The following is a 21448-nucleotide window of genomic DNA, read 5'->3' on the forward strand; positions in this document are numbered from 1 at the left end:
GATTTCCTGCCAGGAGCCGTCGCCGTGCCGGCCGATTGCAACCGCACCCGATCTCCGGCGTTTGGCTAGGCCACGAATGTCCACGAAATCTCGAACTGGATCCTCGATGCTAGAACCGCTTTATCTCAACCTTGGCCAGCATGACGCTTTGTCCGAGCAGGAAAAGGGGCTGCTGGCCGCCGCCATGACCATCGAGATGGATTTTGCCACCGGTCAGGACATCGTTTCCGAGGGATCGAGGCCAGGCTACAGCACGCTCATCATCGAGGGTCTGGCGGCGCGCTACAAGGTGCTGGAGGATGGCGGCCGCCAGTTCACCTCGTTGCAGGTGCCCGGCGATTTTGTCGATTTGCACGCCTTCCTGCTCAAGACAATGGACCATGGCATTATAGCTTTGTCGCCATGCCGGGTGATCGCCGCCGACCACAGTCGGCTAAGGACGATCACCGAACAGGCGCCTCATCTGAGCCGCTTGCTGTGGCTGGACACGCTCGTCGATGGCGCCATTCACCGGGAATGGATCGTGGCCATGGGCCGGCGGTCCAAGACTTCGCATCTGGCGCATCTTGTGTGCGAGCTGTTCGTGCGGCTCCAGGTCGTCAAGCAGACCAACGGCATGAGTTTCCGGCTTCCCCTGTCGCAGGCGGAACTGGCCGATGTGCTTGGGCTTTCGGTCGTCCACATGAACCGGGTCATCGGCGCGCTGCGCAAGATCGGTGTGATCGGCTGGGCAAATTACATGGTGACCATTCTGGACTGGCAGCAGCTGGTGGAAATCGCCGAGTTCGACCCGACTTATCTCAGCATGAACCGCGAGCCGAGATAGGCTATCCGGCGTTCGCCATGACATCGCCGGCAATCCGTCAGCCGGTCTTTCAACGATGCCCATCCAGCGACGCCAATTCGTCGAGCATGGCAAGGGCGGCACTTGGCTTCGCCGGCTTCAGCAAGCCCTGTTGGGCGGCGGCATTCTGGAAAGCGGCAAAGGCGATGTCCGGGCGGCAAATGCCGTTCAACGCGTCATCCACCAGCCTGTCGGCCGCCTTGTAGGCCGCCGTCTGCTTGTTCTTCCATGTTCCGCCTAGCGCCCTCCTGGCGTCGGCGATCGACGACACCGTCATCGCGCTGCCGTCCACGAATCTGATCGTCAGGGGCAGAAAACGGCTCATGCGCTCACCATCCAAACCATTCGCGCCTCGCCCGGATCGATCTCATCACTTGCCTCCTTGAAAACGGGATCGCCATAAACGAGGAAATCACAAACTGGTTGCAGCCCGGCGAGCTACATGTTGCTTGCCGGCCAGATCGGCCGATGCGGACGATAAGGCGGCCGCGGCGCCGGCTTCAACGGGATGTCGGCGAGCGAGTTGCGGATCGGCCTGAACAGTATCGGCGAAGACGCGGCGCGGCGGTGCAATACCGCGGCTGACAATTTGGCAATCAGATTTCGAACGTCCATGGGACACCTCGAGCGCGTTGAGAGTCCCCCCATCGCGATCACCTACCACCTCACGCCCAGCATCCGCATTTAACTTTGATATAGGCCGGACGAATACGCGCCGCGCGCAATGTCTGCCGCCGAGATTCTGCCGATCCTCGGCGGCGGCTATTGAGGGCGGTGCCAGGCTGGCGGTCACGCATCCCAGCAGCGACGTCGCGGACGCTGCTGCAACCGGATGAATTTTCGTGCATTCTTGTGCATGGCCACAATGCTTCGAACCGACACGCCGGCAAAATGCTGCTCCTATTGCGGTTCGCGAGAGCATGACTACGAGGATTGTCCGAAGCGTAAAGCAGAGGCGGAGCGGCAGTGGGAAGGCCAGGCAAAGCCCGGCGCCGAATCCGAGGCGACGGCCGAAGTCTAGCTGGGCTCGAACAGCTCGATCACGTTGCCGGACGGGTCTTCACAAAGAATCTGTCGCCCGCCCGGACCTTCGACGATCTGGTTGCGGAACCGCACGCCGGCCTCGACCATCTTAGTCACGATTGACGGCAATTGCTCGACCTCGAGCACAAAGCGGTTCCATCCGCCCGGCTCGGGTGTCCGGCCGTCCGGCATCGGCCTGGCTGCCGACGCCAAGGGACCGGCGAGCCAGAGCGAGAGGTCGCCGCGCGTCAGGATGGCCATCGCCGGACCGAATTGCTGCTTCAGCGCGAAGCCCAGATAGCTCGTATAAAACGCGATGGACAGATCGACATCGCGGACCAGATATCGGACGGACACCATTCGCAGGCTCCCTCACAAACGCCCCTCCCGAGAGATAGCTGGCGGGACAAGTCGGGGCAAGCCCGCGCGCACGCTTCGGGCGCCTACGGTGCGATTGCGTGGTCGGCCTGTCTGTCTCTCACGAAGGCCGTCAGCAGCTCCATTCCCGCCGGCCAGTCGCCCAGCCCGCTATTGCTGTTGATGTGACCAAGCGGCCCGGCGATGTGCAGTTCGCTGCCCCATTGTGTGGCTTTCTCACCGGCATAGCCGTTCGGATCATAGGGATCGTCGGTGCTGGCCACGATCAGCGAGGGGAAGCGAAGCGGCCCGCGCGGCGTATCGGCGAAGGGAATTCCGTAAGCGGGATAGACCGGCGAGGCCGGGTCGGGAACCGCAACCAGAAACGCCCCGCCGATCCGACGGCTCGACACCGCCTGCCAATGCGCGACCAGCAGGCAGCTGAGACTGTGGGCGACGAGCACCGGCGGGGTCTGTGCCTGTGACACCGCGACGTCCAGCGCCGCCACCCAGTCGTCGAAATCCGGCAGCTCCCAGCTTGCCGGGCTGAAGCGGCGCATCGCCGGGTCGGCCTGTTGCCAGCGTGTCTGCCAGTGGGCCTCGCCCGATCCGCCGCTGCCCGGCAGAATGATGAAGTCGGTCATGGAAAATCCTGTTTCTTCGCCGCAGATGATGTCCCAATCCTAGGGCTTCTCCTTGTTCGCGGAATGAGAGATCATCGGAAAGCGATGAAGAATTCCGATGGATTGAAGGTGTTCATGGCAAACGGCGATTACCGGCCACGGCTCGACCCCACCGACATGGCAATCATCGAGATCATGCAGGAGGATGGCCGCATCGGCATTTCCGAACTCGGCCGCCGCGTCGGCCTGTCCCAGCCCGCGACGTCGGAGCGGGTGAAGCGGCTGGAGGAGCGCGGCATCATCGCCGGCTACCGGGCCGCGATCGATCCCACCGCCCTCGGTCTCGGCACCATGGCCATGATCCGCCTGCGCACCACGCATGAGCACATCCAGACCTGCCTGAAGAAATTCGCGGCCATGCCGGAAGTGGTCGAGGTGCTGCGGGTGACCGGCGAGGATTGTTTTCTGGTCAAGGTGGTCGTGCCGTCGCCGCCCGACCTCGAAAGCATCGTCGATGCCATCGGCCGCTACGGCGCGGTGACGACCAATGTGGTGCTGCGCGCCGAGCCGCCGAAACGGTTGGGGCGGGAGCTGATGGCGAAGCTCTGAGCGGCCACTCGCGGCAAGAGGATTGCAAGCGCCTCCTTTGCGAGGTTCGGCTTTGCCGCGAAAGAATTTCGCGGGCTGGTGTAGGATCGGCGGCGTGGCGCCCGTCCTTGGGGCGAAACCCGTTGCAACCCTTGGAGGACATCATGGAAGCCGTTCAATCGCCATGGCAGACCGCGGCCATTCTCATCGCCCGCCTGACCCTGGCCGCCATGTTCGCGATGGGGGCAGCCTTCAAGTTCATGGATATGAACATGACCGCCGGCTACATCGCCGCCGCCGGCTTCCCGTTCCCGCTGTTTCTGGCCTGGTGCGCCGCGATCCTCGAAACGCTGCTGGTGATCGCCTTGCTGACCGGAGCGTTCTTCACGCCGGCCGCCCTGGTCGCCGCCGTCTACGTGGTCTTCCTCGGCTTTGCCTTCCACGGTCCGTCGCACTGGACCGGCAACCAGGCCGAGTTCGGCGCCTTCATGTCCCATTTCCCGTTCGCCGCCGGCCTGCTGTTCGCCGCCGTGCATGGACCGGGCAGCGTGCTGGCCTCGAAGATTGGCCGAGGGTGAGGCCCCGCGTCGGCAGACCGCCTCACATCTGGTCGTTGTAGGGTTCCTTCATCTGACCGACCATGCGGGCCAGTTTCGAGAAGGACGGCATGTCCGCCTCCGGCTGGCATTGATTGGCCAGTTCCAGCAGTCGGATCGGAAAGTTGACGGCGTCGCGGTTGGACTCCGACATGCCGTCGGACCGCTCCTCGCCGGTTTCGATGGCCTCGGCCTTGCGCAGCGCAATGTCGATATCCTCCACCGTGAGCAGGCCCTTGCGCACCAGCACCTGATTGATCGAGGCGACGGCCATCAGCAGGCCTTCGAGTTGCAGATTGGCGACGTTCATGGCTGTTGCTCCCATTTGGCTCACGCTCAACGCATGAGCCGCTGTTACGATCCGGACGGGGATGCAAGCGATAGGCGTCGGCCGATGGCCTGCGCTACTCTTCCATCCAGCGGCGGCCATATTCGGCCCACAGCGCCTTGACCTCCCGGCTGCCGAGGCGCGGGGCCGAGCCGTCGCCATAGGCGATCGAAACGCCGCTGATGTCGTAATGGGGATGGGCGTCGATGACGAAGCGGATCGCCTCGCCGAGCGGCCTTCTGCCGATGACCGGATCGGCCTGGCCTTGGCCGACGCTGCGAACGCCCGAAACAGTGGCTGGCGCTTGCCGCATCCTGAACACGGATGCCATGGCTGGTTTGTCCATCCCGCTCTCCCCCGAGTTGGAGTGGAATGATTCCATAAGAGCCAGCTAATGACCAGTCGCTAGACGGCCTGTCGAAGGCTGCGTCTTGTATCCTGCAGCCGGTTGAAGGACTGTTCAGGCCAGCGGATCCGCCGCCGGCGGCCTGGCGGGAAGGCCGAGCCTTGTCCGCTCGCCGTCGGCAAACTCCTCGGCCGCTTCCTGGGCCATGAACAGATGCTGGGTCACCGTGCCATTCTCGGCAACCAGCACCGCCCATTGGCGGCGGTCGACACGTTCCACGCGAACGTCATGGGCTCTCCGGCCACCACGATCGTCCTCCAGCAGGCGTACGGCACGGAGGGGGCGTGCCTTTACGCCTTGGTCTTGCTCTTGGCCGGCGCCTTGGCGGCCGGCGCCTCGGGTGTCCTGATGCCGAGCCCGAACTCCTTTGCCAGCTCCGATCGCTTGGCGGCGTAGCTGGGCGCCGTCATCGGATAGTCGCCGGGCAGGTCCCATTTGGCGCGATACGCTTCCGGCGTCATGCCATGGGCGGAGCCGAGATGACGCCGCAGCGACCTGAACTTCTTGCCATCCTCGAGGCAGTAAATGAAATTCGGCGTTACCGAGCGCTTGCGGTTGACCGCGGGCTCAGGCGCAGGTTGCGGCGGAGCAACGGGATTGTCCACGGCCGCGAGCGCTGCATTGACGCTCTCGATCAACGCCGGCAGGCTATCCGGAGGCACTGAATTGTTGCGCACGAATGCCGCGACGATGTCGGCGGTCAGATTTATATTTCGGATTTTGTCCTCAGACATGGCTTCTTTTGCCCCCTTGATGCCAAAGGGCAAATTATCAGACAACATCCGCCGACGGCATGGCACTTTAGAACATATGCATATGACTTGACGCCGGATGTGGTAGCGCTAGCATCGCCGAGTCTCCGATCGATGTCGATGTAGGAATTATTTCCTGACATATCTTGACCGGTGAGGGCAGCTATGCTATGATTTTTTCATGGTGCTGATTTGCGCCAGCAACCCGCCGCCGAGGCGGGTTTTTGTTTCATGCCGGCTTGGAAACAATAACGGCCAGTGAGGCGAGTTTTCCCTCGCTCAGGCTGCTTATGTAGTTTTTTCGCCGATGCACGAACTCGGCGCCGAGCACGATCTCATTGGCCTGCTGCTGGGCGGGCGACGGAACCATGCTGGAATTTGCCCGTTTCAACGCCAGCTCGACGTGATCGCCGGTTTCGTCGATGACGTCGTCGACCTGGAATCCGGCTGAAGCAAACAGAGCCTTCAGGGTTTCGCGGTCGACGAGATGGCTGGCCACAGCCGACACCGCCCAAGGCAAGGGATAGTGAGGCTCGCCGTCCGCCAGCACCGCCTCGGTCCAGACAAGCCTGGCCTTCGGCTTCAGTACGCGCCACGCTTGCCCGATGACCGCCGCCTTGTCGGCGATATTCATGCCGACATAGAAGCAGATCGCCGCGTCGAATGTGTCGTCCGCAAAAGGCAGCCTTGTCGCATCGGCCTCATGGAAACGCACTTTGTCGCCGAGGCCGCAGAGCTCGGTCAATCGGCGGGATGCCTCGACGAACGCCTGCGTCAGGTCGACGCCGTCGACGCTGCACCCATAGGTCTCGGCAAGGAACCGGGCCGGGCCGCCAATGCCGCTGCCGATGTCCAGAACCCGATCGCCGGCGGAGGGCGCAAGACGCGCAGTATGGTCCTGCGTGGCGATCAGCTCGCGGCCATGAAGCTGATCGAACGGATAGAGTTGTTTGGCTGCGAGGCTGCCGGCCTTTGCGTCCGGCACAGCCGACAGGATGCGCTCGACAATGCCGCCGCTGCCATAGTGACTGGTCACATCGCTCATTGCGCTCTCCGACGAGACCCAGCATCCCATCGATGCGGCCCTCGCGCAATGCGCGCCGCCGCCAAGGACGAGGCTTTGACCGGAGTAGGAATTATTTCCTAATTATATACGTGACAAAGCATGAGGCATTTGCTACAAACATGGCAGGGAGCACCTAGCCATGAAACTCGACAGCCCAATCTTCCAAGACGCCGACGCCGCCCGCATCCATTTGGAAGCGCAGCGTTGGCCGCATGGCCCTAATTGCCCGCATTGCGGCAATGCTCAACCGTCCCGCATCACCAAGATGGAAGGCAAGGCGCACCGTCCCGGCCTGTACAACTGCATGGAATGCCGTGAGCAGTTCACCGTGACTGTCGGCACCGTGTTCGAGCGTTCCAAGATCGCCTTGAACAAGTGGCTTCTGGCAACGTTCCTCATGGCTTCGTCAAAGAAAGGCATGTCCGCGCACCAGCTGCACCGTATGCTTGGCGTCACCTACAAGACTGCCTGGTTTATGGCCCACCGCATACGCGAAGCCATGAAGGAAGACGTTACGTCTGCCGGTCCGCTTGGCGGCGAAGGCAAGACCGTTGAAGCCGACGAGACCTATATCGGCAAGCGTGAGACGCCCCGCGTTTCAGAACAGCGCAAGGGCCGCCCCTTCACCAAGAAGGGCAAGGGCGGCGGAGCACATAAGCGCATTGTGGTTGGTCTGGTTGAGCGCGGCGGCAAAGCCCGCATGTTCCATTTGAACGACGCTACGGCCTCTACCGTCCGCGATGTGCTGGTCCGCAACGTGTCGCGTGACACGACGCTCTATACCGACTTGTCGCGCCTCTACACGCGCACTGGCGAGGAGTACGCATCGCACAAGACGACCAATCACGCCGCTGGCGAATACGTGCGCTACGAAGGCGACGAGACGATCCACTCCAACACCATCGAAGGCGTGTTCTCAGTGTTCAAGCGTGGCATGGTCGGCGTCTATCAGCATTGCGGCGAAGCGCATTTGCACCGCTACCTTGCCGAGTTCGATTTCCGCTACAATCGCCGCACGGCGCTTAAAGTCACCGACACCGAACGCCATGACCAGTTGCTTGCAATGATCGAAGGTAAGCGCCTTACCTATCGGCGGATTGGTGAAGCCGGTTACGCCTAAGCAAAAAGCGCGTAAGCTCCTTCGTCTTCACAGCAAGCGGAGGGGAAACAAATGACTACATCGCCGACAAGAACTGCAGGCACAGACCCATTCTCTGTCGCCGAAATGGCTACCGGCAATTCCGCGCTAATTAGGGGGATTATCCTCTTCCTGCATTTTCGCGGGGTGCTCGACGATGTCTTGCTCGGCCAATTATTTGAAATGACAAAGGAAGACCTAAAAAGCGGCGTCTATGACCCGTCCGTGTGTGCCGGAGCGGAGCGGTATTTGGACCAGATGCTTAGCAATATGGGTCCGACAAACCCGAATGTTCGCGGCGGCCCAACCGACAAGCCGAATTGAGACGAATTCCCACGTCGAGACAGCCAAAAAGCTCGGAAATCAGTTCTTTGGCTTTTTCCCTTCCGGCGCTCTGCGGTCATCGGTTTTCGTCTCTTTGTGCTTTGGCTTAGGCGGAGTCTTCAGCATCCGCTGTACCGTCTCGTTGAAGCGCTTTTCGTCGGTCTCTTTCTTAGGGTCTGCCATGCTTAGTGAAATCTCCGATCGCATGAAGAATCTCTACGCCGCCATTGGCTTGCTATCGGTCAATTGGGCGACGGCGGAATACACCCTCGATCATATCATCATGCGAGTGCATTTGGATTTCGATGGCACAAAAATCCAGCCGTCCCCACCTATTTCATTCAACCGAAAGCCAGCATATCTACGAACGGCCTTCGCAGATCACCCAGAATTAAAGGACTACCTCCCCGATTTGGAAAAGCTTTTGACGGAGGCGTCCCAGATTGCCGAACAGCGGGCTTGGTGCATCCACGGGATGATAGACAATCGTGAGGAGGCCGAGTTCTACTCAATTCGCAAAATCGTACATGGAGCGCCAAAGATACCGACGCGAAAGTTTTCCGTACGCCAAATCGAGAAATTGTCGACCCGCGCGATAGCGCTTACGCTAAATCTGATCTTCCTCGGTACCGCGTCCGTTGGGGTAGTAGATAAGGACCGTGCGGATGAGATCACGCGCGAATTCCTTGGCAAGAAGGGAACTGTCCTCCCAAAGGGTAAGCTTTTCGGCTAGCTCGTTCTCTAGCCTTTCCATTTTCTCGGTGCCGGCCTGTCCCGGCTTTTCTATCGAATCACGCATACTTTGTCACGTATATAATTAGGAATTATTTCTTATCTGCATTGACGGGTGAGGGCAGCTTTGCTATGATTTGTCCATGGTGCTGATTTGCGCCACCGACCCGCCCACGAGGCGGGTTTTGTTTTCCTGATGCCCACAACGTGCGGATATCGGATGTCGGCGGGACAGCACCCCCCTCTGGCCTGCCGGCCATCTCCCCCTCAAGGGGGGAGATCGGACTGCCGCCTTGCTTTCGCCAATCGTCAGCGCTGCAAATTGGTCGCGACCCTGGAGCTGCCAATCTCCCCCCTTGAGGGGGAGATGTCCGGCAGGACAGAGGGGGGCGTGAAGGAACGCTATCCTCGGTTCATTCTGCCTTATCCGCGAGGCCTCCCTTGTCCAACCGCTATGCCACCATCATCACCGACGATGACGGCCGCGAGGTCGTCAGCGCCATTGGCGTGTTCGAGGGCGCTGCCCCGCAGGCGCGCATCGGCCGTATCGAGCCGGTCGTGCCGGGCGTGCTGATCGGCATGGTTCGCGGTGGTCCTGTCGATGCCATCGGCGGCTTCGGCTTTCCGCGCGGCGCGCACGACGCAAGGGCGATCGCCAGGGCAAGCCTGAAAGCCGCGTCTGCCGGAAAGCGCCACGCGCCGGCCGCTGATGCAGCCCGCAAGGCCGCCCCAACACGGTCAGGGCCAAAATCGGCACGGCGCAAGTCTGGCAAGATCAAGTCCGGCAAGATCAAGCGGGCAAGGCCGGCGAAGCAGGCAGCGACCGCCGAGCCCGCCGGGATCTCGGATCATGGCTGACCGGACGGCGCCGCGTTCTCGTCCTGGCCGCAAGGCGACTGCCGCCGCTGCCAAGCCGAAGCGGACGAAGAAGACGCTTGGCGATGATTTCCTCGACGCGGTGCGCGCCGATTTCCGCGCCCATGGCGCCGGCGTGATTGCCGCGGTCCGGGCCGACAAGCCCGACCAGTATCTGAAGATCGTGCAATCGGTGCTGCCCAAGGATCTGGCCAAGGATTTGCATGTTTCATCTGACAATCTGGAAGCCCTGAGCGATGACGAGATCCGCCGCCGCATCCGTGGCTTCGAAGCCGTCCTCGGGCCGTTTGGCGACCAGCCTGAAGACGCGCCGCCACTATCTGGCGCTGCTGCAGGAGCTGGACCGCAGGCACAGGACTAACCAGCTTGCCGCCTACCGGCCTTATCCCAGGCAGGCTCAGTTTCACGCCGCCGGCGCGCAGAACCGGGAACGTCTGTTCATGGCCGGCAACCAGCTCGGCAAGACCAGGGCCGGCGGCGCCGAATGGGCCATGCATCTCACCGGCCGCTACCCCGCGTGGTGGCAGGGCAAGACCTTCGACACCCCCGTCAGGCTATGGGCTGCCGGCGTGACGGGCGAGGGCACGCGCGACAACCCGCAGCGCGTGCTGGTCGGCCCGCCGCAGCAGCAGGCGGCATGGGGCACCGGCATGATCCCGGCCAACGCCATCCTGCACACGACGATGGGCCGCGGCGCCCCGGGCGCGCTCGACAGCATCGTGGTGCGCTGGGGCGGCGGCGGCGACGTGCAGGCCGATGAATCGGTGCTTTCGTTCAAGAGCTATGAGAAGGGCCGCGAAAAGTGGCAGGGCGAAACCCTGCACGGCGTCTGGTTCGACGAGGAGCCGCCGCTCGATATCTATTCCGAAGGCCTGACCCGCACCAACGCGACGGGCGGCATCACCATCGTGACGTTCACGCCGCTGCTGGGCATGAGCGACGTGGTGTTGCGGTTCTTGACGGCGCAGGAGGTTCTCCCTTCCCCCCTTGTGGGGTGAGCAGCTGGTTCGCGAAGCGAATTCGTCGTGCCAGTGGCACGACGAAAGGCCGGCGAACGCCGGGACGCTGCGGAGCGGCGGGGACCCGGCAGGTTGGATCGGCCACCACCCGGCCCTTCGCAGGCTCAGGGCGTTCGAAGCTCGAAAAGCCAAGCAATTGGCTTTTCGTCCGCCACGCGGACCGCTTCTCACCCCACAAGGGGAGAAGGTAAGAACCGCCACGCCCGGCGCAAATATCGTGCGCGGACAACATCATACGACATTACTTTGAATCAGTTCGGCAGGCTCTACGTCCTGTCACGTCGCTATCTTGACCCCGAGATCAGCGGTGCCTCAGGCGATTGCCGGCAATGATGATTGCCATACGGCGTGGTGCGATATCTGGTTGTGCTCGATGCAATCGGTTGCCAGTTTGCTGATTTCAGGATCGGCGGACGCCTGCGCCCATTCGACGAACGCGTCAACAACGACCAACCTCGCCCGGCTGGCCAGCCCCAAGCCGTAACGGCGCACTACCGGCTCTGAATGGTCGAGCATAGCACGGATCATGCCTGATGCATCACCTCGCCATTGCCCGGAGATATCGGCGATCGCCGAAAACGGCGTTTGCGGCCTGAGCAACGCGGCGTGCTGACGCGCAAGCTTTAACTGCCAGTCTTTTGCAAAGCGCACAAATTTGACGGCTCCCATGCGTACACCATCGTGATAATCATCAAGGGCAAACAACGCCTGCGCGAGATGCTGACCATCGTTCCGCGTACTGCATCGCAAGATAGACTCCACGGCATCGAAGCGCGTGCGCGGGTTGCTGTCCCCAAGCAGCGCGGCCAGCTCACCCACCATCGAACTTATGTTCTGGTTTTGAAAGGTGGCAATAAACGCACCCGCCGCTCGCGTCTCAGCATTGGCAGATGTCAGCAGGAGACGAAGGCTTTCCAACGGCACCGTCTTGCCGAGCTCGCCGAGAAGGTCGTTGGCAAGCGCGCCATCGTCATCATGCGGGGACGACAGCAGCCGCTCCAGCATCTCCTGACCTGTCATGGCATTTGTCGATTTGCCGAGTGGCAGCAGGATCTTACCGCCTTCGCTGAAAAAAAGATGAGCAACCTCGCTGTCCTCGGCGGACAGGCGCATCGCCTCGAATAGATCTGTCATGGCAAAGAGTGGCTGTCCCACCCGCGTAGAGTACAGGCCGCGCAGAATGCACCAGCCCAGACGCATCGATGTCGCCGATGCACGGCAAGACCTACCGCATAAAGCGATAAAGGAAAAGATGAGAGCGAAGCTTTCCCGTTTCGGCGCGTTGCGGAATCGCGAACCGCGACTAGACTGGTGGCCAGGTTGTCGAGGAACCAAGTCCATGAACAGGCGGCAGGTATTGACAGGCGGTTTGTCGTCGCTTGTCGTGTCGCCGGCGGGTGGTGCTGAGGTATCAAAGCCCCAGGTGCCCAAATGGCGACCCTCGTTTTCACAACCCATCGATCGCATCGAGGAACGGTTCGGCTATTACTTCGACAGAGGCCGTGACTTTGCCATCCTTGAAAACGGCACCTGCGTGCTGACGGAAGCCGGCCTGTCCGATGAGGCGGCAGCCATGGCCGCCATCCAGACGCTTGCCATGATTTACAACTATCACCCGGACATGAAGCCGTCCGACATGGATGATGGCAACGTGCTGGTCAGCTACAATCATCCAGCCTTCAATGTCGTGCTTTCCGACGTTGCGAATGCGCATTGGCAAGAGATCGAGGCCCGCCACCAGGATGGGCTGGCTACGGGCGAGGTGCTGATCACGCCGCTGGGGCAGAATGTGTTCGATGAGCTCGGCAAAAAGGCGCTGCTTGGCAGGTGCTACATGTTCATGGATGCGCAGGCGCCAAAGGTGATCCGCATTTAAGTCGAATCAGGGGTATTTGGTGCCGGCAAGTTGCCTGGCACGACCTTCGGCGGTTGGCGATTTGCGCGTTAATGGGCCGCACAATATTTTCTCTCGACCGGTATACTGATATATATAGAGCATACAGGATTGATTGGGAGTGTCGGGGACGCAGACCTCGCGTTTGAACCCTGTTCCTGGATCGGTACGGGTTCTGCAGATTTTTTTACTAGTATCGTAAGGAACATTCGCCTGGCTGGTGCATGCCGATGCACTGGCGGCAATGCCGACAACGATTGCAATCCGAATCATGTGTTCCCCCAAGTCTTGGGTCAGCTTCGCATTGATGAGCGCTGGTATCAATGGCCACACTCTATTGGAGCATGCTTGCATGACCCGTCACGTCACCTTCATGACCATAGACGACGTCGAACACTATTCGCCTGACGAGCGCGCCGCGATCGTCGCCGCCTATCCCGAACATGAGCGCGAGGCGCGGGCGCGCGGCGTTCCGGTGCTGGGCTCCGGCCGCATCTTTCCGATTGCCGAGGAGCTGATCGCCTGCGAGCCGTTCCGGCTGCCGCGCTACTGGCCGCGGATCGGCGCGCTCGATTTCGGCTGGGACCATCCGTCGGCCGCGGTCGAGCTGGCCTGGGATACGGAGGCCGATGTCGTCTATATCTCCAAGGCGGCGCGGGCCTCGCAGCAGACGCCGGCCATGCAGGTGCTGGCGCTGAAGCCATGGGGCGAATGGCTGCCCTGGGCCTGGCCGCGCGACGGCCGCCGCGAGACGCTGGAAGGGGCGGGCACGGCGCTCGCCAGGCAATATGCCGCCCACGGCTTGAACATGCTCACCGGCCACGCCCGCTTTGCCGACGGCTCGGTCTCGGTCGAGGCCGGGCTGATGGAAATGCTCGACCGCATGCAGTCCGGCCGCTTCAAGGTGTTTTCGACCTTGCTGCCCTGGTTCGAGGAGTTTCGCCTCTACCACCGCAAGGACGGCCATGTGGTCAAGCTGCGCGACGATTTGATGGCGGCGACGCGCTACGGCTTGATGATGCTGCGGGAAGCGGTGGTCGATCCGGCGGAGTTCAGGGCGGCGCGAAGGCGGACGACCGGGCAGAGTGATCCGCTGGGGGCGTTTCGGTGAGGGGCAAGCGCCCTCGATCTTTCCAAGAGTCTTCGATCCGACAAAGCCCGCGAGGCGGGCGGGCGAACGCGTGTGGCCCGGCCCTGCTGTGGTCGCCAGCGCTGCGCGCCTTTGTTCAAAGCCAGGGAGCAGCCAACAATGGTACACATCATCCCACTCTCCGTTGGTCGGCGACGGCTCGATACGGGGAACGCAGTGCAGTATCCGCAAGGGTCGCCCATCGGCGGCGCCATGCAGGGTTTTGGCGACGAGCTTTCCGCACTGGCCGAGCACTACCGGAAGATGACAGAGCGACAGGAGGCCTTCGACGCCGAGATCGCGCGCCGCCAATTCAACGGCCGGATCGCGTTGGCCGAAGACGAGGTGGCGGCGAAGGCGCCGGCCGACGGCGCGGGCATGCACGAGGCCATGTACGGCCAGCTGGACCCGTATGACGGCCGAGCGGTGAAGCCCGGTCTGTTCGACAAGATGTTCGGCGAGGTCTTGCCGAGCATGCCCGAAAGCCAACGCGCCAACTTTGCCAAGCAGAAGGAGGCGATGCGCATGGCAGGCGCGGTGCGCATGGCGCAGCGGCAGCTCCAGCGGCGCAAGGATTATGAACAGAACCAATGGTCCGGGGTCCAGCGCGCCGAGCTTGACGCCATCGCTCAAAGCAATCCCAACGACACTGTGGCTTCTAACGCCGCTCGCCGGCGCGGCCTCGATGTTCTCGACAAGATGGGCCTCGACCCGCAGGGCAAGTTGCAGGCCGAAGCCGCGTGGCGGGATAGCACGGCAAAGACACGGATTGAGGCTCTGATAACTCAGAACCCGAAAAGGGCCCTCAATCTGCTCGTGCCGACAGCGTTTACCACTCAGGAAAGCAATCAGCCGGAGCAGGGGATGGATGATATCATCACCGACTCTGTTGCCGGAACGGATAGTTCTGACGAGTCAACCGAAAAAGGTGACCGCGTTCGCCGACTCACGTCGAATGAACGGATAAGGCGGGCATTTCAGGACGATCTTCCGATCGATACGTTGCTTGCCGAGCTTTCGCCTGGTTCCTATGACGATGTTGTTCGCAAGGCGCGCACCGCGGATGCGGCAAGTCTCATCGGCACCCATGCCGATCTCGACATCGCTTCTCAAAACGCGCGGGCAGCCATAATCAACATGACACCCTATTCCGGCACAAGACATGACGATACCGAGTTTACTTCTGTCTTTGGTGCCGAAGAGGGCGGCAAACGATCCAGAGCTTTCAATTGGAGAGCGGATGTCAGCCCATATCTTGCCGATATGCGAGTCATGCCGACAAGTCAGATCGATGCGTCAATCTTTGCCGCAAAACCCCTCCCGAACCGCTTCTCGCAGGAGGAAGATCCCGAACTGTATAGGATGGATCAGGCGCGCTTCGAAAAAGATCAGAAGCGCTATGAATTGAACGCGGACGCTGCAGCTTTCATCATACAACAGCGGCAGATCGACCCGGCGGCTTACGTGCGCAAGGTGATCCCGGCCGTCGATACAGCCTTCAAAAACTTGTCGACACCAGAGGACTTGCAAGCCGCGGTCGCGCTATCATTTGCCGCTCAGCGTCAATTGGGTATCGCGAAGCCTCAGCCGCTGCCCCTATCCGACGCTGAAGGTTTGATCAAAGCGTGGAATGATAACCCCGATCCGGAGGAAGCCGAGCGCAAGGCGCTTGAAGCAATAATTGATCAGAAATCGCGCGAAGCGGTGGCCACGCAGCTGGATAATATCAAGGCGGCACAATCAGATGCGCTGGCAGCGTCTGACGGCGAGCCGGATGCGGATGGGTTTGACGATGCCGGTTCCGAGCGTCCATCAAATGAAAAATTCGCGAAGTCAATCGATCTATCTCCGGCAGACATTCTTCGATTAAAGAAAACAGTTGCGACGGAATACTATCCTAAGAGCGACGAAATCGAGGCTAAAGCAGTTATCGACGCGGTTCTAAATCGGCTGGCTTCCCAGCATTGGGGCTACAGCATTGAAAGCGTAGTAAACAGCAAGGATCAATTCTCAGACGTTAATGGTCCGACCTCCAGGTCTAAGCATAATCGATCCGACATCGATCAAGTACCCATCGGCGACCCACGTTTTCCTAAAGCATCGAGGATAGTTGACGAATACCTAATGCAGCGTGCATCAGGCGAGCCGTCATCGGTTGAGGATAATCTTAGCTAAGGTAATCCAGATTATGCAGACGAATCTGGTCTTAAGTGGTTACTGAAATTAAAAATGAAGCGTGGTCTTCATTTGCATGGTACGCCTCCCGATTTGCTGCGGTTCCTTCCGGGAAAATTTGGTATCAATCTACCAGAGGACTACTATTCAGCTTGGCCGTAAAATAGATCGATATCGGTGCCGCTCAGAAAGGGTCACCTCTTTATTAGGCGGCGTCCTTTATTGTGAAAACAATCATCATCCGTTCAGCTACGGCGCGCAGCCAACATCAACAAAATTTAGTAGTGGTTCGACGCCTTCATCGTCCCGAACGGTATAGAATGCATCTGGGTAAGTTTCAGCGGGCCTCCAATTGAAGTTCTTGACTGTATCCGGACCTACCGCAAACATATAGGAAGGCATCGGACCACTGATAAATCCGTGGTCGCCCTCTTTCGTCACCAGCTCCGCCGCCGTGGCCGGCTGCAAAAGCTTCTTATCCGCCGTGAAAGCGGCTTTACCGGAACCTTGTCGGATGACGGTCACGACAATCCCCGACTCGAGTTCCTTGAAGAGCACGCCCTTTGGGCAGCTTTGCCACAGAGTGTCCGTCTTATCCACGTCGTCCGACTGAGCCGCGCCAAATGGCAACGCAAACACCGCCATCGCGGCGAGAATGAGCGATCGCAACGATACCTCCTATGGTTGTATTTCGAATGTTATAGCCCTGTTATGGTTGTGGCAAGCGCTGCGAAAGCATCGACGTCATCTTCCGACGCCTTTTGATGGCAGGATTCCGAGGGTCTTCGCAACGCTGCCTCGCGCGGGATGGGATATCCATGGCCGTCCGCATCATTCCCGCCACGCTGCGCGATCTCTCCTACATCGCCGCAAACCTGCGGCCCGAGGACCGGGCCGAGATCGACTGCCAGCTCGACCATTGGTCGCCGGCGCTGCTGGCGCTCACCGCGCTGCAGGGGTTTGCCTATGTCGCCGAGCTCGACGGCAATCCGGAGGCGGGCTTTGGCGCCGCCGAACAACGCGGCGGGCTGTGGATCGCCTGGAGCTGGGGCACGCGCGGCATGAAGCGCTGCGTGCCTGGCATCACCGCACACTTCCACGCCGTGCTCGGGCCGCAAGTGGCGGCGCGGGGCGCCTGGCGGGTCGAGGCGCGGGCGCTCGCCGCCAATCACCTGGCGCTGCGCTGGCTCGGCCGGCTCGGCGCCACGCAACGCTGCCGGCTGCCGGGCTATGGTCGCAACGGCGAAGATTTTTTCCTCTACGACTGGACAAGAGAAGGCTGGAACCATGTGTCTCTTTCAAAAGCCGCCGGCGCTGAAGCCGCTGCCTCCGACCCCGACCATCGCCGACAAGGACGTGCAGGCGCGCGAGGCAGCCTTGCGGGCTGAGCTCGAACAGCGCCAGGGCACGGCGGCAACGGTGAAAACCGACCTCGCGCCCGGCGACCTCACCGGCCAGCGCCGTGTGCTTCTGGGGGTATGACCATGACCGCGATGAAGCGCAGTTTCAGGAAGCGCGTGCTGGCGTGGTGGTATTGGCGGCGGCATGCGAAGCTGGTGAAAAGACGAGGCGGGTGAAGCTGCCAATCTCCCCCCTCGTGGGGGAGATGCCCGGCAGGGCAGAGAGGGGCGCTGTCCCGCCAACCTGTCCGTCAATCCAAGGCACTCCAAGGGCGGTACTGGCTGAAAGCCTGTGAAGCTGGCGATCCTTCGCGCCCCCCTCTGTCCTGCCGGACATCTCCCCCACGAGGGGGGAGATTGTAAGCTCCAGCGCTGGCGCTCCCCTCAAAACCCTCCGCTCATGTTGCACTGCGTTAGATTTGTTGCATTGCGATATGCGGTCGGTGGATCGAAACTCTTGGTGGGTGGGTTTTCGACCTTGCACGAGGATTCATCGTGTCAGCACCCTCCTGCTCACCGCTCGTATCGCCGGCGCTTCTGCTACCTCGGAACGCGGCATGACGGATATCAGGTCGTCGCGCATCGAATGCCTGGACGGGCTTCGCGCGCTTGCCGCAATCTGGGTGCTGGTCGGGCACTGCCTGCTTTTGACCGGTTGGCAAATTCCGATCGTCGGCGAGCCGGATCTTGGCGTCGACCTGTTCATCATGCTGTCCGGCTTCCTGATGGTGTTCCACTATCAGCTGCGCCAGGACAAGGAGCCTTGGCAAAGACCGGAAACCTGGCTGAAATTCTGGACGCGCCGCTATTTCAGGATCGGGCCGCTGTTCTATGTCATGCTTTTCCTGGCGCTGGCGCTTGGCCCGTATCTCTACGAGTGCAGGATCATCATCGACGATTTCCTCTCCAGATCGCACCAGGCGCCTGAACGCTACCTCGACGGCAGCCTGAAAAACATCGTTGCCCATCTCACGTTCCTGTTCGGGCTGGTGCCGAACCTCGCCTATCGCACGCCGCTGCCTGACTGGAGCCTGGGGCTGGAGATGCAGTTTTATGCCGTGTTCCCGGCCGTCATGCTGCTGGTGCGCAGGCTGGACTGGATCAGGAGCGCCATCCTGGTCGCGGCCGTCGGCTGCGCCATCGTGTTTGCGATGCGGCTGTTGTCGATCCATTTTCCGATGCCGTCGTTTCTGGCGCTGAAGATGCAGATATTCCTGTGCGGGATGCTGCTTGCCGGCATCGTGCATCAGAGCCAGCCCCGGCCTATCCTGTACCTGGCACTGGCGCTGCTTTTGGCCGCGCTACCCTTCGGCGGCGATCAGGGGCTGGGCAAACTTCTGGTGCGCGAAGCGCTGGTGGCGGGCTTCTTTGCGCTGGTTCTCTACCGCATGCTGCCGGGACTGGCGGGAACGCTGGCGCGGGCGATCGCCGTGACGCTCAGCAATCGGTTCTTTCATCTGATGGGCGAGCTGTCCTTCAGCATCTACCTGATCCACCTGCTGGTGCTGCAGCCCGTCGCGGCGTTTGTCATCAGCCAATACGGAAACGAACTGTCGGCGCCGTTGCGCTTCGCGATCGTCGTTGCCGTGGTGCTGCCGACGGTGACGTTGCTGTCCTGGATCACCTACACTCTGATCGAGGTTCCCGGCCAGAAGGCCGGCCGCTTTGTCGTCCAGCGCTTTGGCCGGAAAAGTGCGCCGGCGCTGGAGAGAACGCCGGCGGAGTAGGCGCGAAGCAGGCAAGGCTTGCCGATCTCCCCCGCGTGGGGGAGATGCCCGGCAGGGCAGAGGGGGGCGCTGTCCCGCCGACCTGTCGAACAACGTCAGGCCCGCTCCTCATTGGCTCCCCGCCATTAAGCCGAAACGCCGGCGATCCGTCGCGCCCCCCTCTGTCCTGCCGGACATCTCCCCCACGAGGGGGGAGATTGGCAATTCCCGCATCCGCGCCAAACAAGCGAGCCTCCTCATGACCGATTCCCGTGCCCGCGATATCCTGTCCCGCCAGTCCGAGCTCGAAACCGAGCGCTGCCAGTATGAGGCGGTGTGGGAGCAGGTGGCGGAATTCTGCGATCCCGACGCACCCGATGTCTGGAGCGGCCGGCGAACCGGCGGGCCGGACTCGCAGGCCGAGCGGCAAGAGCGGCGCGGCGCCCGCGTCTACGCCAACACCATCAACTCGGCCGCCAACCGGCTGGCCGCGGGGCTGGAAAGCCTGATCATCCCGCAGTCGGAAAAATGGCACGGGCTGACCACCGCCGAAATGAACGACGAGGAGACCGACGAGGAGAAGGAATGGGCCGAGGGCTTGCGCGATTTCCTGTTTGCGCTGCGCTATTCCGCCAACTCCAACTTCGTGCCGGCAACCCAGGCCTGCCTGCGCAATGTGGTGCGCTACGGCCCGGCCTATCTCTATGCCGAGGAAGGCTTTGGCGGCACGCTGATCCGCTATGCCTCGATCCCCGTGGTCGAGGGATATCTCGCCCGCAACCGCTGGGGCCAGGTCGACATTTTCCACCGCCGCTATGAGCGCACGGCACGGCAGGCGTCGCAGCTGCTCGGCTATGACAAACTGCCGGCACGGATCAGGATGCTGGTCGACGATCCCGCCAAATGCGAGACGAAAATCTCGCTGATCCAGTGCATCCAGCCGCGCGACGAACGCAAGATGTATCGGCTCGGCGGCGCCTACCAGTATCTCGACACGGCCTTCGCCTCCTATCACGTCATCGAGGACGAGGAGGAGATCGTCAGGGAAAGCGGTTTCCGCTCCTTCCCGGTGTCGACCTTCAACTGGCGCCGCTACGAGGGCGATCCCTACGGCATTTCCCCCACCATCGAGGCGCTGACGACGGTGCGCGAGGAAAACGCCGTGCGTCGTTCGGGCCTGCGCGCCCTGCAGCAGATCACCGATCCGGCCACCGCCTCGAAGGCCAGGCTCGACTATGTGCCGGTGCTCAATCCCGGCGAGAATTATCCGGGCCTCATCGACGACAATGGCCGGCCGCTGATCCAGCCGATCGCGACGGGCCAGAACCCGACCTATGCCTTCAACTATGCGGCGACCCGGGCCGAGGAAATCCGCGACATGATGTTCGTCAACCTGTTCCAGACGCTGGTGCAGAACCCGCAAATGACGGCGACGGAAGCGCTGATCCGCCAGGAGGAAAAGGGCGCGCTGCTCGGCCCTTCGGGCTCGATCATCCAGGCCGGTTTTGCCAGCAATCTCGACCGCGAACTCGGCATTCTCGAGGACAAGGGCCTTTATGACGAGGACAGCCGCTTCGCGCCGCCGGAAAGCCTCGCCGGCAAGGCGGTGCGGCCGACCTTCACCGGGCAGCTCGATGTGCTCAGGCGTTCGGCCGAGGCTCGCGACACCATCCAGGTGGTGACGACGGCCATGCAGATGGCGCAGTTCGATCCCGGCATCATGGACAATATCGACGGCGACGAAGCGCTGAAGATCGTGCAGAGCGCCGGCCGCAGCCCGCAGCGCATCTTTCGCCGCAAGGAGGAGGTGGAGGGGATGCGCGGAGCAAGAGCACAGGCCCAACAAGCCCAGGCCGGCATGGCGGCGATCGCCTCCGCCGGCAAGGTCGCCAAGGACGCGGTGCCGGCAGCGGTGCAGGCGCGCGACAGCGGGTTACTCGATGCATTGATGCTGCAGGCGGGCGGCGGCGGAGAGGCGACGGCCGGATCGGCCGCGCCGGGCGCCGGCGGGCAAGCGACGGCCGTGCCGGCCGCGCGGGAGCAGGGAGCATGAGCGCCAAACGCTTCGCCCGCGCCAGTCAGGCCGGCGGCCCCGCCAAGGCGTGCGACGCGCTGACCAAGGCCTATCTCAGGGTGTTCTCCGGCGAGGACGGCGAAATGGTGCTGGCCGACCTCGCGGCAACCGTCGGCTACTACCGCCGCCCGTCCTATGGCGAGTGGATGGCCAGGACGAGAACGCCGAACGGTTTCGAGCTGCACAGCGCGCTCAGCAATGCGCGGGCTGAAGTGGTGCAGCACATTATGGGATTTCTGACGTTGGACGAGACGCAGCTCGCGGCGCTGGAGAAGGCGGCACGGGCTGAGGATAGATAGGGCGAACCGGAGGCGCGAGGCACCCCCCTCTGGCCTGCCAGCCATCCCCCCTTGAGGGGGAGATGGCTGGCAGGCCAGAGGGGGGCGCTGTCCCGCCGG

The 21448-nt window shown here is 61.8% G+C and carries 28 protein-coding genes; 16 read left to right on the forward strand and 12 right to left on the reverse strand.

The genetic code is table 11. The features are described 5' to 3' along the window. Positions 1 to 106 precede the first annotated feature (106 nt). Positions 107 to 826 carry a Crp/Fnr family transcriptional regulator gene (locus NLY36_RS28205; RefSeq protein WP_023671436.1) on the forward strand — a complete coding sequence of 240 codons (720 nt, stop codon included), beginning with the start codon at positions 107 to 109 and terminating at the stop codon, positions 824 to 826. 49 nt (positions 827 to 875) lie between these two features. Here NLY36_RS28205 and NLY36_RS28210 read toward each other — a convergent pair whose 3' ends face one another. The 4 genes from NLY36_RS28210 to NLY36_RS28225 all read right to left on the reverse strand — a co-directional run bounded on the left by NLY36_RS28210 (position 876) and on the right by NLY36_RS28225 (position 2868). Beyond that, the gene (locus NLY36_RS28210; protein ID WP_023685943.1) at positions 876 to 1169 is read right to left on the reverse strand and encodes a DUF982 domain-containing protein; all 294 of its coding nucleotides are present in this window, start codon (positions 1167 to 1169) and stop codon (positions 876 to 878) included. A 113-nt stretch (positions 1170 to 1282) separates the two neighbouring features. Further along, positions 1283 to 1459, reverse strand: a complete 177-nt coding sequence (locus NLY36_RS28215; protein ID WP_023671438.1) for a hypothetical protein — start codon at positions 1457 to 1459, stop codon at positions 1283 to 1285. A gap of 402 nt (positions 1460 to 1861) precedes the next feature. Continuing rightward, positions 1862 to 2227, reverse strand: coding sequence for a VOC family protein (locus tag NLY36_RS28220; RefSeq protein WP_023697758.1), 366 nt, complete (start codon positions 2225 to 2227; stop codon positions 1862 to 1864). 83 nt (positions 2228 to 2310) lie between these two features. Continuing rightward, on the reverse strand, positions 2311 to 2868 hold the full coding sequence (locus NLY36_RS28225) for an RBBP9/YdeN family alpha/beta hydrolase (protein WP_023697757.1): 558 nt from the start codon (positions 2866 to 2868) through the stop codon (positions 2311 to 2313). Positions 2869 to 2952: 84 nt separating this feature from the next. On the opposite strand from NLY36_RS28225, the gene NLY36_RS28230 reads away from it, so the two are divergent. Together NLY36_RS28230 and NLY36_RS28235 are read left to right on the forward strand one after the other, a co-directional pair. Beyond that, the gene (locus NLY36_RS28230; protein ID WP_023671442.1) at positions 2953 to 3456 is read left to right on the forward strand and encodes an Lrp/AsnC family transcriptional regulator; all 504 of its coding nucleotides are present in this window, start codon (positions 2953 to 2955) and stop codon (positions 3454 to 3456) included. A gap of 143 nt (positions 3457 to 3599) precedes the next feature. Further along, a complete protein-coding gene (locus NLY36_RS28235) occupies positions 3600 to 4013 on the forward strand; it encodes a DoxX family protein (RefSeq protein ID WP_023700688.1) in 414 nt (137 codons plus the stop codon). A 22-nt stretch (positions 4014 to 4035) separates the two neighbouring features. On the opposite strand, the gene NLY36_RS28240 is transcribed toward NLY36_RS28235, so the two are convergent. The 5 genes from NLY36_RS28240 to NLY36_RS28260 all read right to left on the reverse strand — a co-directional run bounded on the left by NLY36_RS28240 (position 4036) and on the right by NLY36_RS28260 (position 6562). Continuing rightward, positions 4036 to 4341 carry a hypothetical protein gene (locus tag NLY36_RS28240; protein ID WP_023671444.1) on the reverse strand — a complete coding sequence of 102 codons (306 nt, stop codon included), beginning with the start codon at positions 4339 to 4341 and terminating at the stop codon, positions 4036 to 4038. A gap of 94 nt (positions 4342 to 4435) precedes the next feature. Next, positions 4436 to 4705, reverse strand: coding sequence for a hypothetical protein (locus tag NLY36_RS28245; protein WP_023697755.1), 270 nt, complete (start codon positions 4703 to 4705; stop codon positions 4436 to 4438). A gap of 114 nt (positions 4706 to 4819) precedes the next feature. Further along, entirely contained in the window at positions 4820 to 4984 is a 165-nt protein-coding gene (locus NLY36_RS28250) for a hypothetical protein (RefSeq protein WP_023685951.1), read from the reverse strand. 71 nt (positions 4985 to 5055) lie between these two features. Continuing rightward, the gene (locus tag NLY36_RS28255; RefSeq protein ID WP_023671447.1) at positions 5056 to 5499 is read right to left on the reverse strand and encodes a Ros/MucR family transcriptional regulator; all 444 of its coding nucleotides are present in this window, start codon (positions 5497 to 5499) and stop codon (positions 5056 to 5058) included. 247 nt (positions 5500 to 5746) lie between these two features. After that, a complete protein-coding gene (locus NLY36_RS28260) occupies positions 5747 to 6562 on the reverse strand; it encodes a class I SAM-dependent methyltransferase (protein WP_023735408.1) in 816 nt (271 codons plus the stop codon). A 160-nt stretch (positions 6563 to 6722) separates the two neighbouring features. Between NLY36_RS28260 and NLY36_RS28265 the strand changes: the two genes are divergently transcribed. Together NLY36_RS28265 and NLY36_RS28270 are read left to right on the forward strand one after the other, a co-directional pair. Then, positions 6723 to 7703, forward strand: a complete 981-nt coding sequence (locus tag NLY36_RS28265; protein WP_023697752.1) for an IS1595 family transposase — start codon at positions 6723 to 6725, stop codon at positions 7701 to 7703. 51 nt (positions 7704 to 7754) lie between these two features. Next, the gene (locus NLY36_RS28270; RefSeq protein ID WP_156933184.1) at positions 7755 to 8045 is read left to right on the forward strand and encodes a hypothetical protein; all 291 of its coding nucleotides are present in this window, start codon (positions 7755 to 7757) and stop codon (positions 8043 to 8045) included. 39 nt (positions 8046 to 8084) lie between these two features. On the opposite strand, the gene NLY36_RS28275 is transcribed toward NLY36_RS28270, so the two are convergent. Continuing rightward, positions 8085 to 8228, reverse strand: coding sequence for a hypothetical protein (locus NLY36_RS28275; RefSeq protein ID WP_023697750.1), 144 nt, complete (start codon positions 8226 to 8228; stop codon positions 8085 to 8087). On the opposite strand from NLY36_RS28275, the gene NLY36_RS28280 reads away from it, so the two are divergent. The 4 genes from NLY36_RS28280 (at position 8227) to NLY36_RS28295 (ending at position 10651) form a co-directional block, all read left to right on the forward strand. Then, positions 8227 to 8778: a hypothetical protein gene (locus NLY36_RS28280; protein ID WP_023697749.1), complete on the forward strand. Its 552-nt coding sequence runs from the start codon at positions 8227 to 8229 to the stop codon at positions 8776 to 8778. The genes NLY36_RS28275 and NLY36_RS28280 overlap by 2 nt on opposite strands. A gap of 440 nt (positions 8779 to 9218) precedes the next feature. Beyond that, positions 9219 to 9635 carry a hypothetical protein gene (locus tag NLY36_RS28285; RefSeq protein ID WP_023697748.1) on the forward strand — a complete coding sequence of 139 codons (417 nt, stop codon included), beginning with the start codon at positions 9219 to 9221 and terminating at the stop codon, positions 9633 to 9635. Further along, complete coding sequence (locus NLY36_RS28290; RefSeq protein ID WP_023697747.1) at positions 9628 to 10014, forward strand: hypothetical protein; 387 nt, start codon at positions 9628 to 9630, stop codon at positions 10012 to 10014. The genes NLY36_RS28285 and NLY36_RS28290 overlap by 8 nt, the downstream gene beginning before the upstream one ends. Beyond that, entirely contained in the window at positions 9914 to 10651 is a 738-nt protein-coding gene (locus NLY36_RS28295) for a terminase large subunit domain-containing protein (RefSeq protein WP_245260234.1), read from the forward strand. Before NLY36_RS28290 ends, NLY36_RS28295 begins: the two co-directional genes overlap by 101 nt. A 333-nt stretch (positions 10652 to 10984) precedes the next feature. Here NLY36_RS28295 and NLY36_RS28300 read toward each other — a convergent pair whose 3' ends face one another. Further along, the gene (locus NLY36_RS28300; protein WP_023697745.1) at positions 10985 to 11806 is read right to left on the reverse strand and encodes a HEAT repeat domain-containing protein; all 822 of its coding nucleotides are present in this window, start codon (positions 11804 to 11806) and stop codon (positions 10985 to 10987) included. 46 nt (positions 11807 to 11852) lie between these two features. Here NLY36_RS28300 and NLY36_RS28305 point away from each other — a divergent pair, with 46 nt between their 5' ends. The 3 genes from NLY36_RS28305 (at position 11853) to NLY36_RS28315 (ending at position 15870) form a co-directional block, all read left to right on the forward strand. Then, complete coding sequence (locus tag NLY36_RS28305; protein ID WP_156933183.1) at positions 11853 to 12548, forward strand: hypothetical protein; 696 nt, start codon at positions 11853 to 11855, stop codon at positions 12546 to 12548. A gap of 370 nt (positions 12549 to 12918) precedes the next feature. Continuing rightward, positions 12919 to 13677, forward strand: coding sequence for a phage terminase large subunit family protein (locus NLY36_RS28310; RefSeq protein ID WP_023735405.1), 759 nt, complete (start codon positions 12919 to 12921; stop codon positions 13675 to 13677). A gap of 138 nt (positions 13678 to 13815) precedes the next feature. Continuing rightward, complete coding sequence (locus NLY36_RS28315) at positions 13816 to 15870, forward strand: cell wall hydrolase (RefSeq protein ID WP_023735404.1); 2055 nt, start codon at positions 13816 to 13818, stop codon at positions 15868 to 15870. Positions 15871 to 16119: 249 nt separating this feature from the next. Here the strand turns inward: NLY36_RS28315 and NLY36_RS28320 are convergent, their stop codons facing one another. Then, positions 16120 to 16539 carry a hypothetical protein gene (locus tag NLY36_RS28320; RefSeq protein WP_023735403.1) on the reverse strand — a complete coding sequence of 140 codons (420 nt, stop codon included), beginning with the start codon at positions 16537 to 16539 and terminating at the stop codon, positions 16120 to 16122. Between the two features lie 149 nt (positions 16540 to 16688). Between NLY36_RS28320 and NLY36_RS28325 the strand changes: the two genes are divergently transcribed. From NLY36_RS28325 to NLY36_RS28340, 4 genes are all read left to right on the forward strand, one after another. Next, positions 16689 to 17258 (forward strand): hypothetical protein, encoded by a 570-nt coding sequence (locus NLY36_RS28325; RefSeq protein WP_286461602.1) that lies wholly within the window; start codon positions 16689 to 16691, stop codon positions 17256 to 17258. A gap of 569 nt (positions 17259 to 17827) precedes the next feature. Then, positions 17828 to 18997: an acyltransferase family protein gene (locus NLY36_RS28330; RefSeq protein WP_023737326.1), complete on the forward strand. Its 1170-nt coding sequence runs from the start codon at positions 17828 to 17830 to the stop codon at positions 18995 to 18997. 238 nt (positions 18998 to 19235) lie between these two features. Then, a complete protein-coding gene (locus tag NLY36_RS28335) occupies positions 19236 to 21029 on the forward strand; it encodes a portal protein (RefSeq protein ID WP_286461603.1) in 1794 nt (597 codons plus the stop codon). After that, positions 21026 to 21349, forward strand: coding sequence for a Bbp19 family protein (locus NLY36_RS28340; RefSeq protein ID WP_023735882.1), 324 nt, complete (start codon positions 21026 to 21028; stop codon positions 21347 to 21349). Before NLY36_RS28335 ends, NLY36_RS28340 begins: the two co-directional genes overlap by 4 nt. The last annotated feature ends 99 nt before the right edge of the window (positions 21350 to 21448 follow it).

This window comes from Mesorhizobium sp. C399B, from assembly GCF_030323185.1.
Classification (GTDB): Bacteria; Pseudomonadota; Alphaproteobacteria; order Rhizobiales; family Rhizobiaceae; genus Mesorhizobium.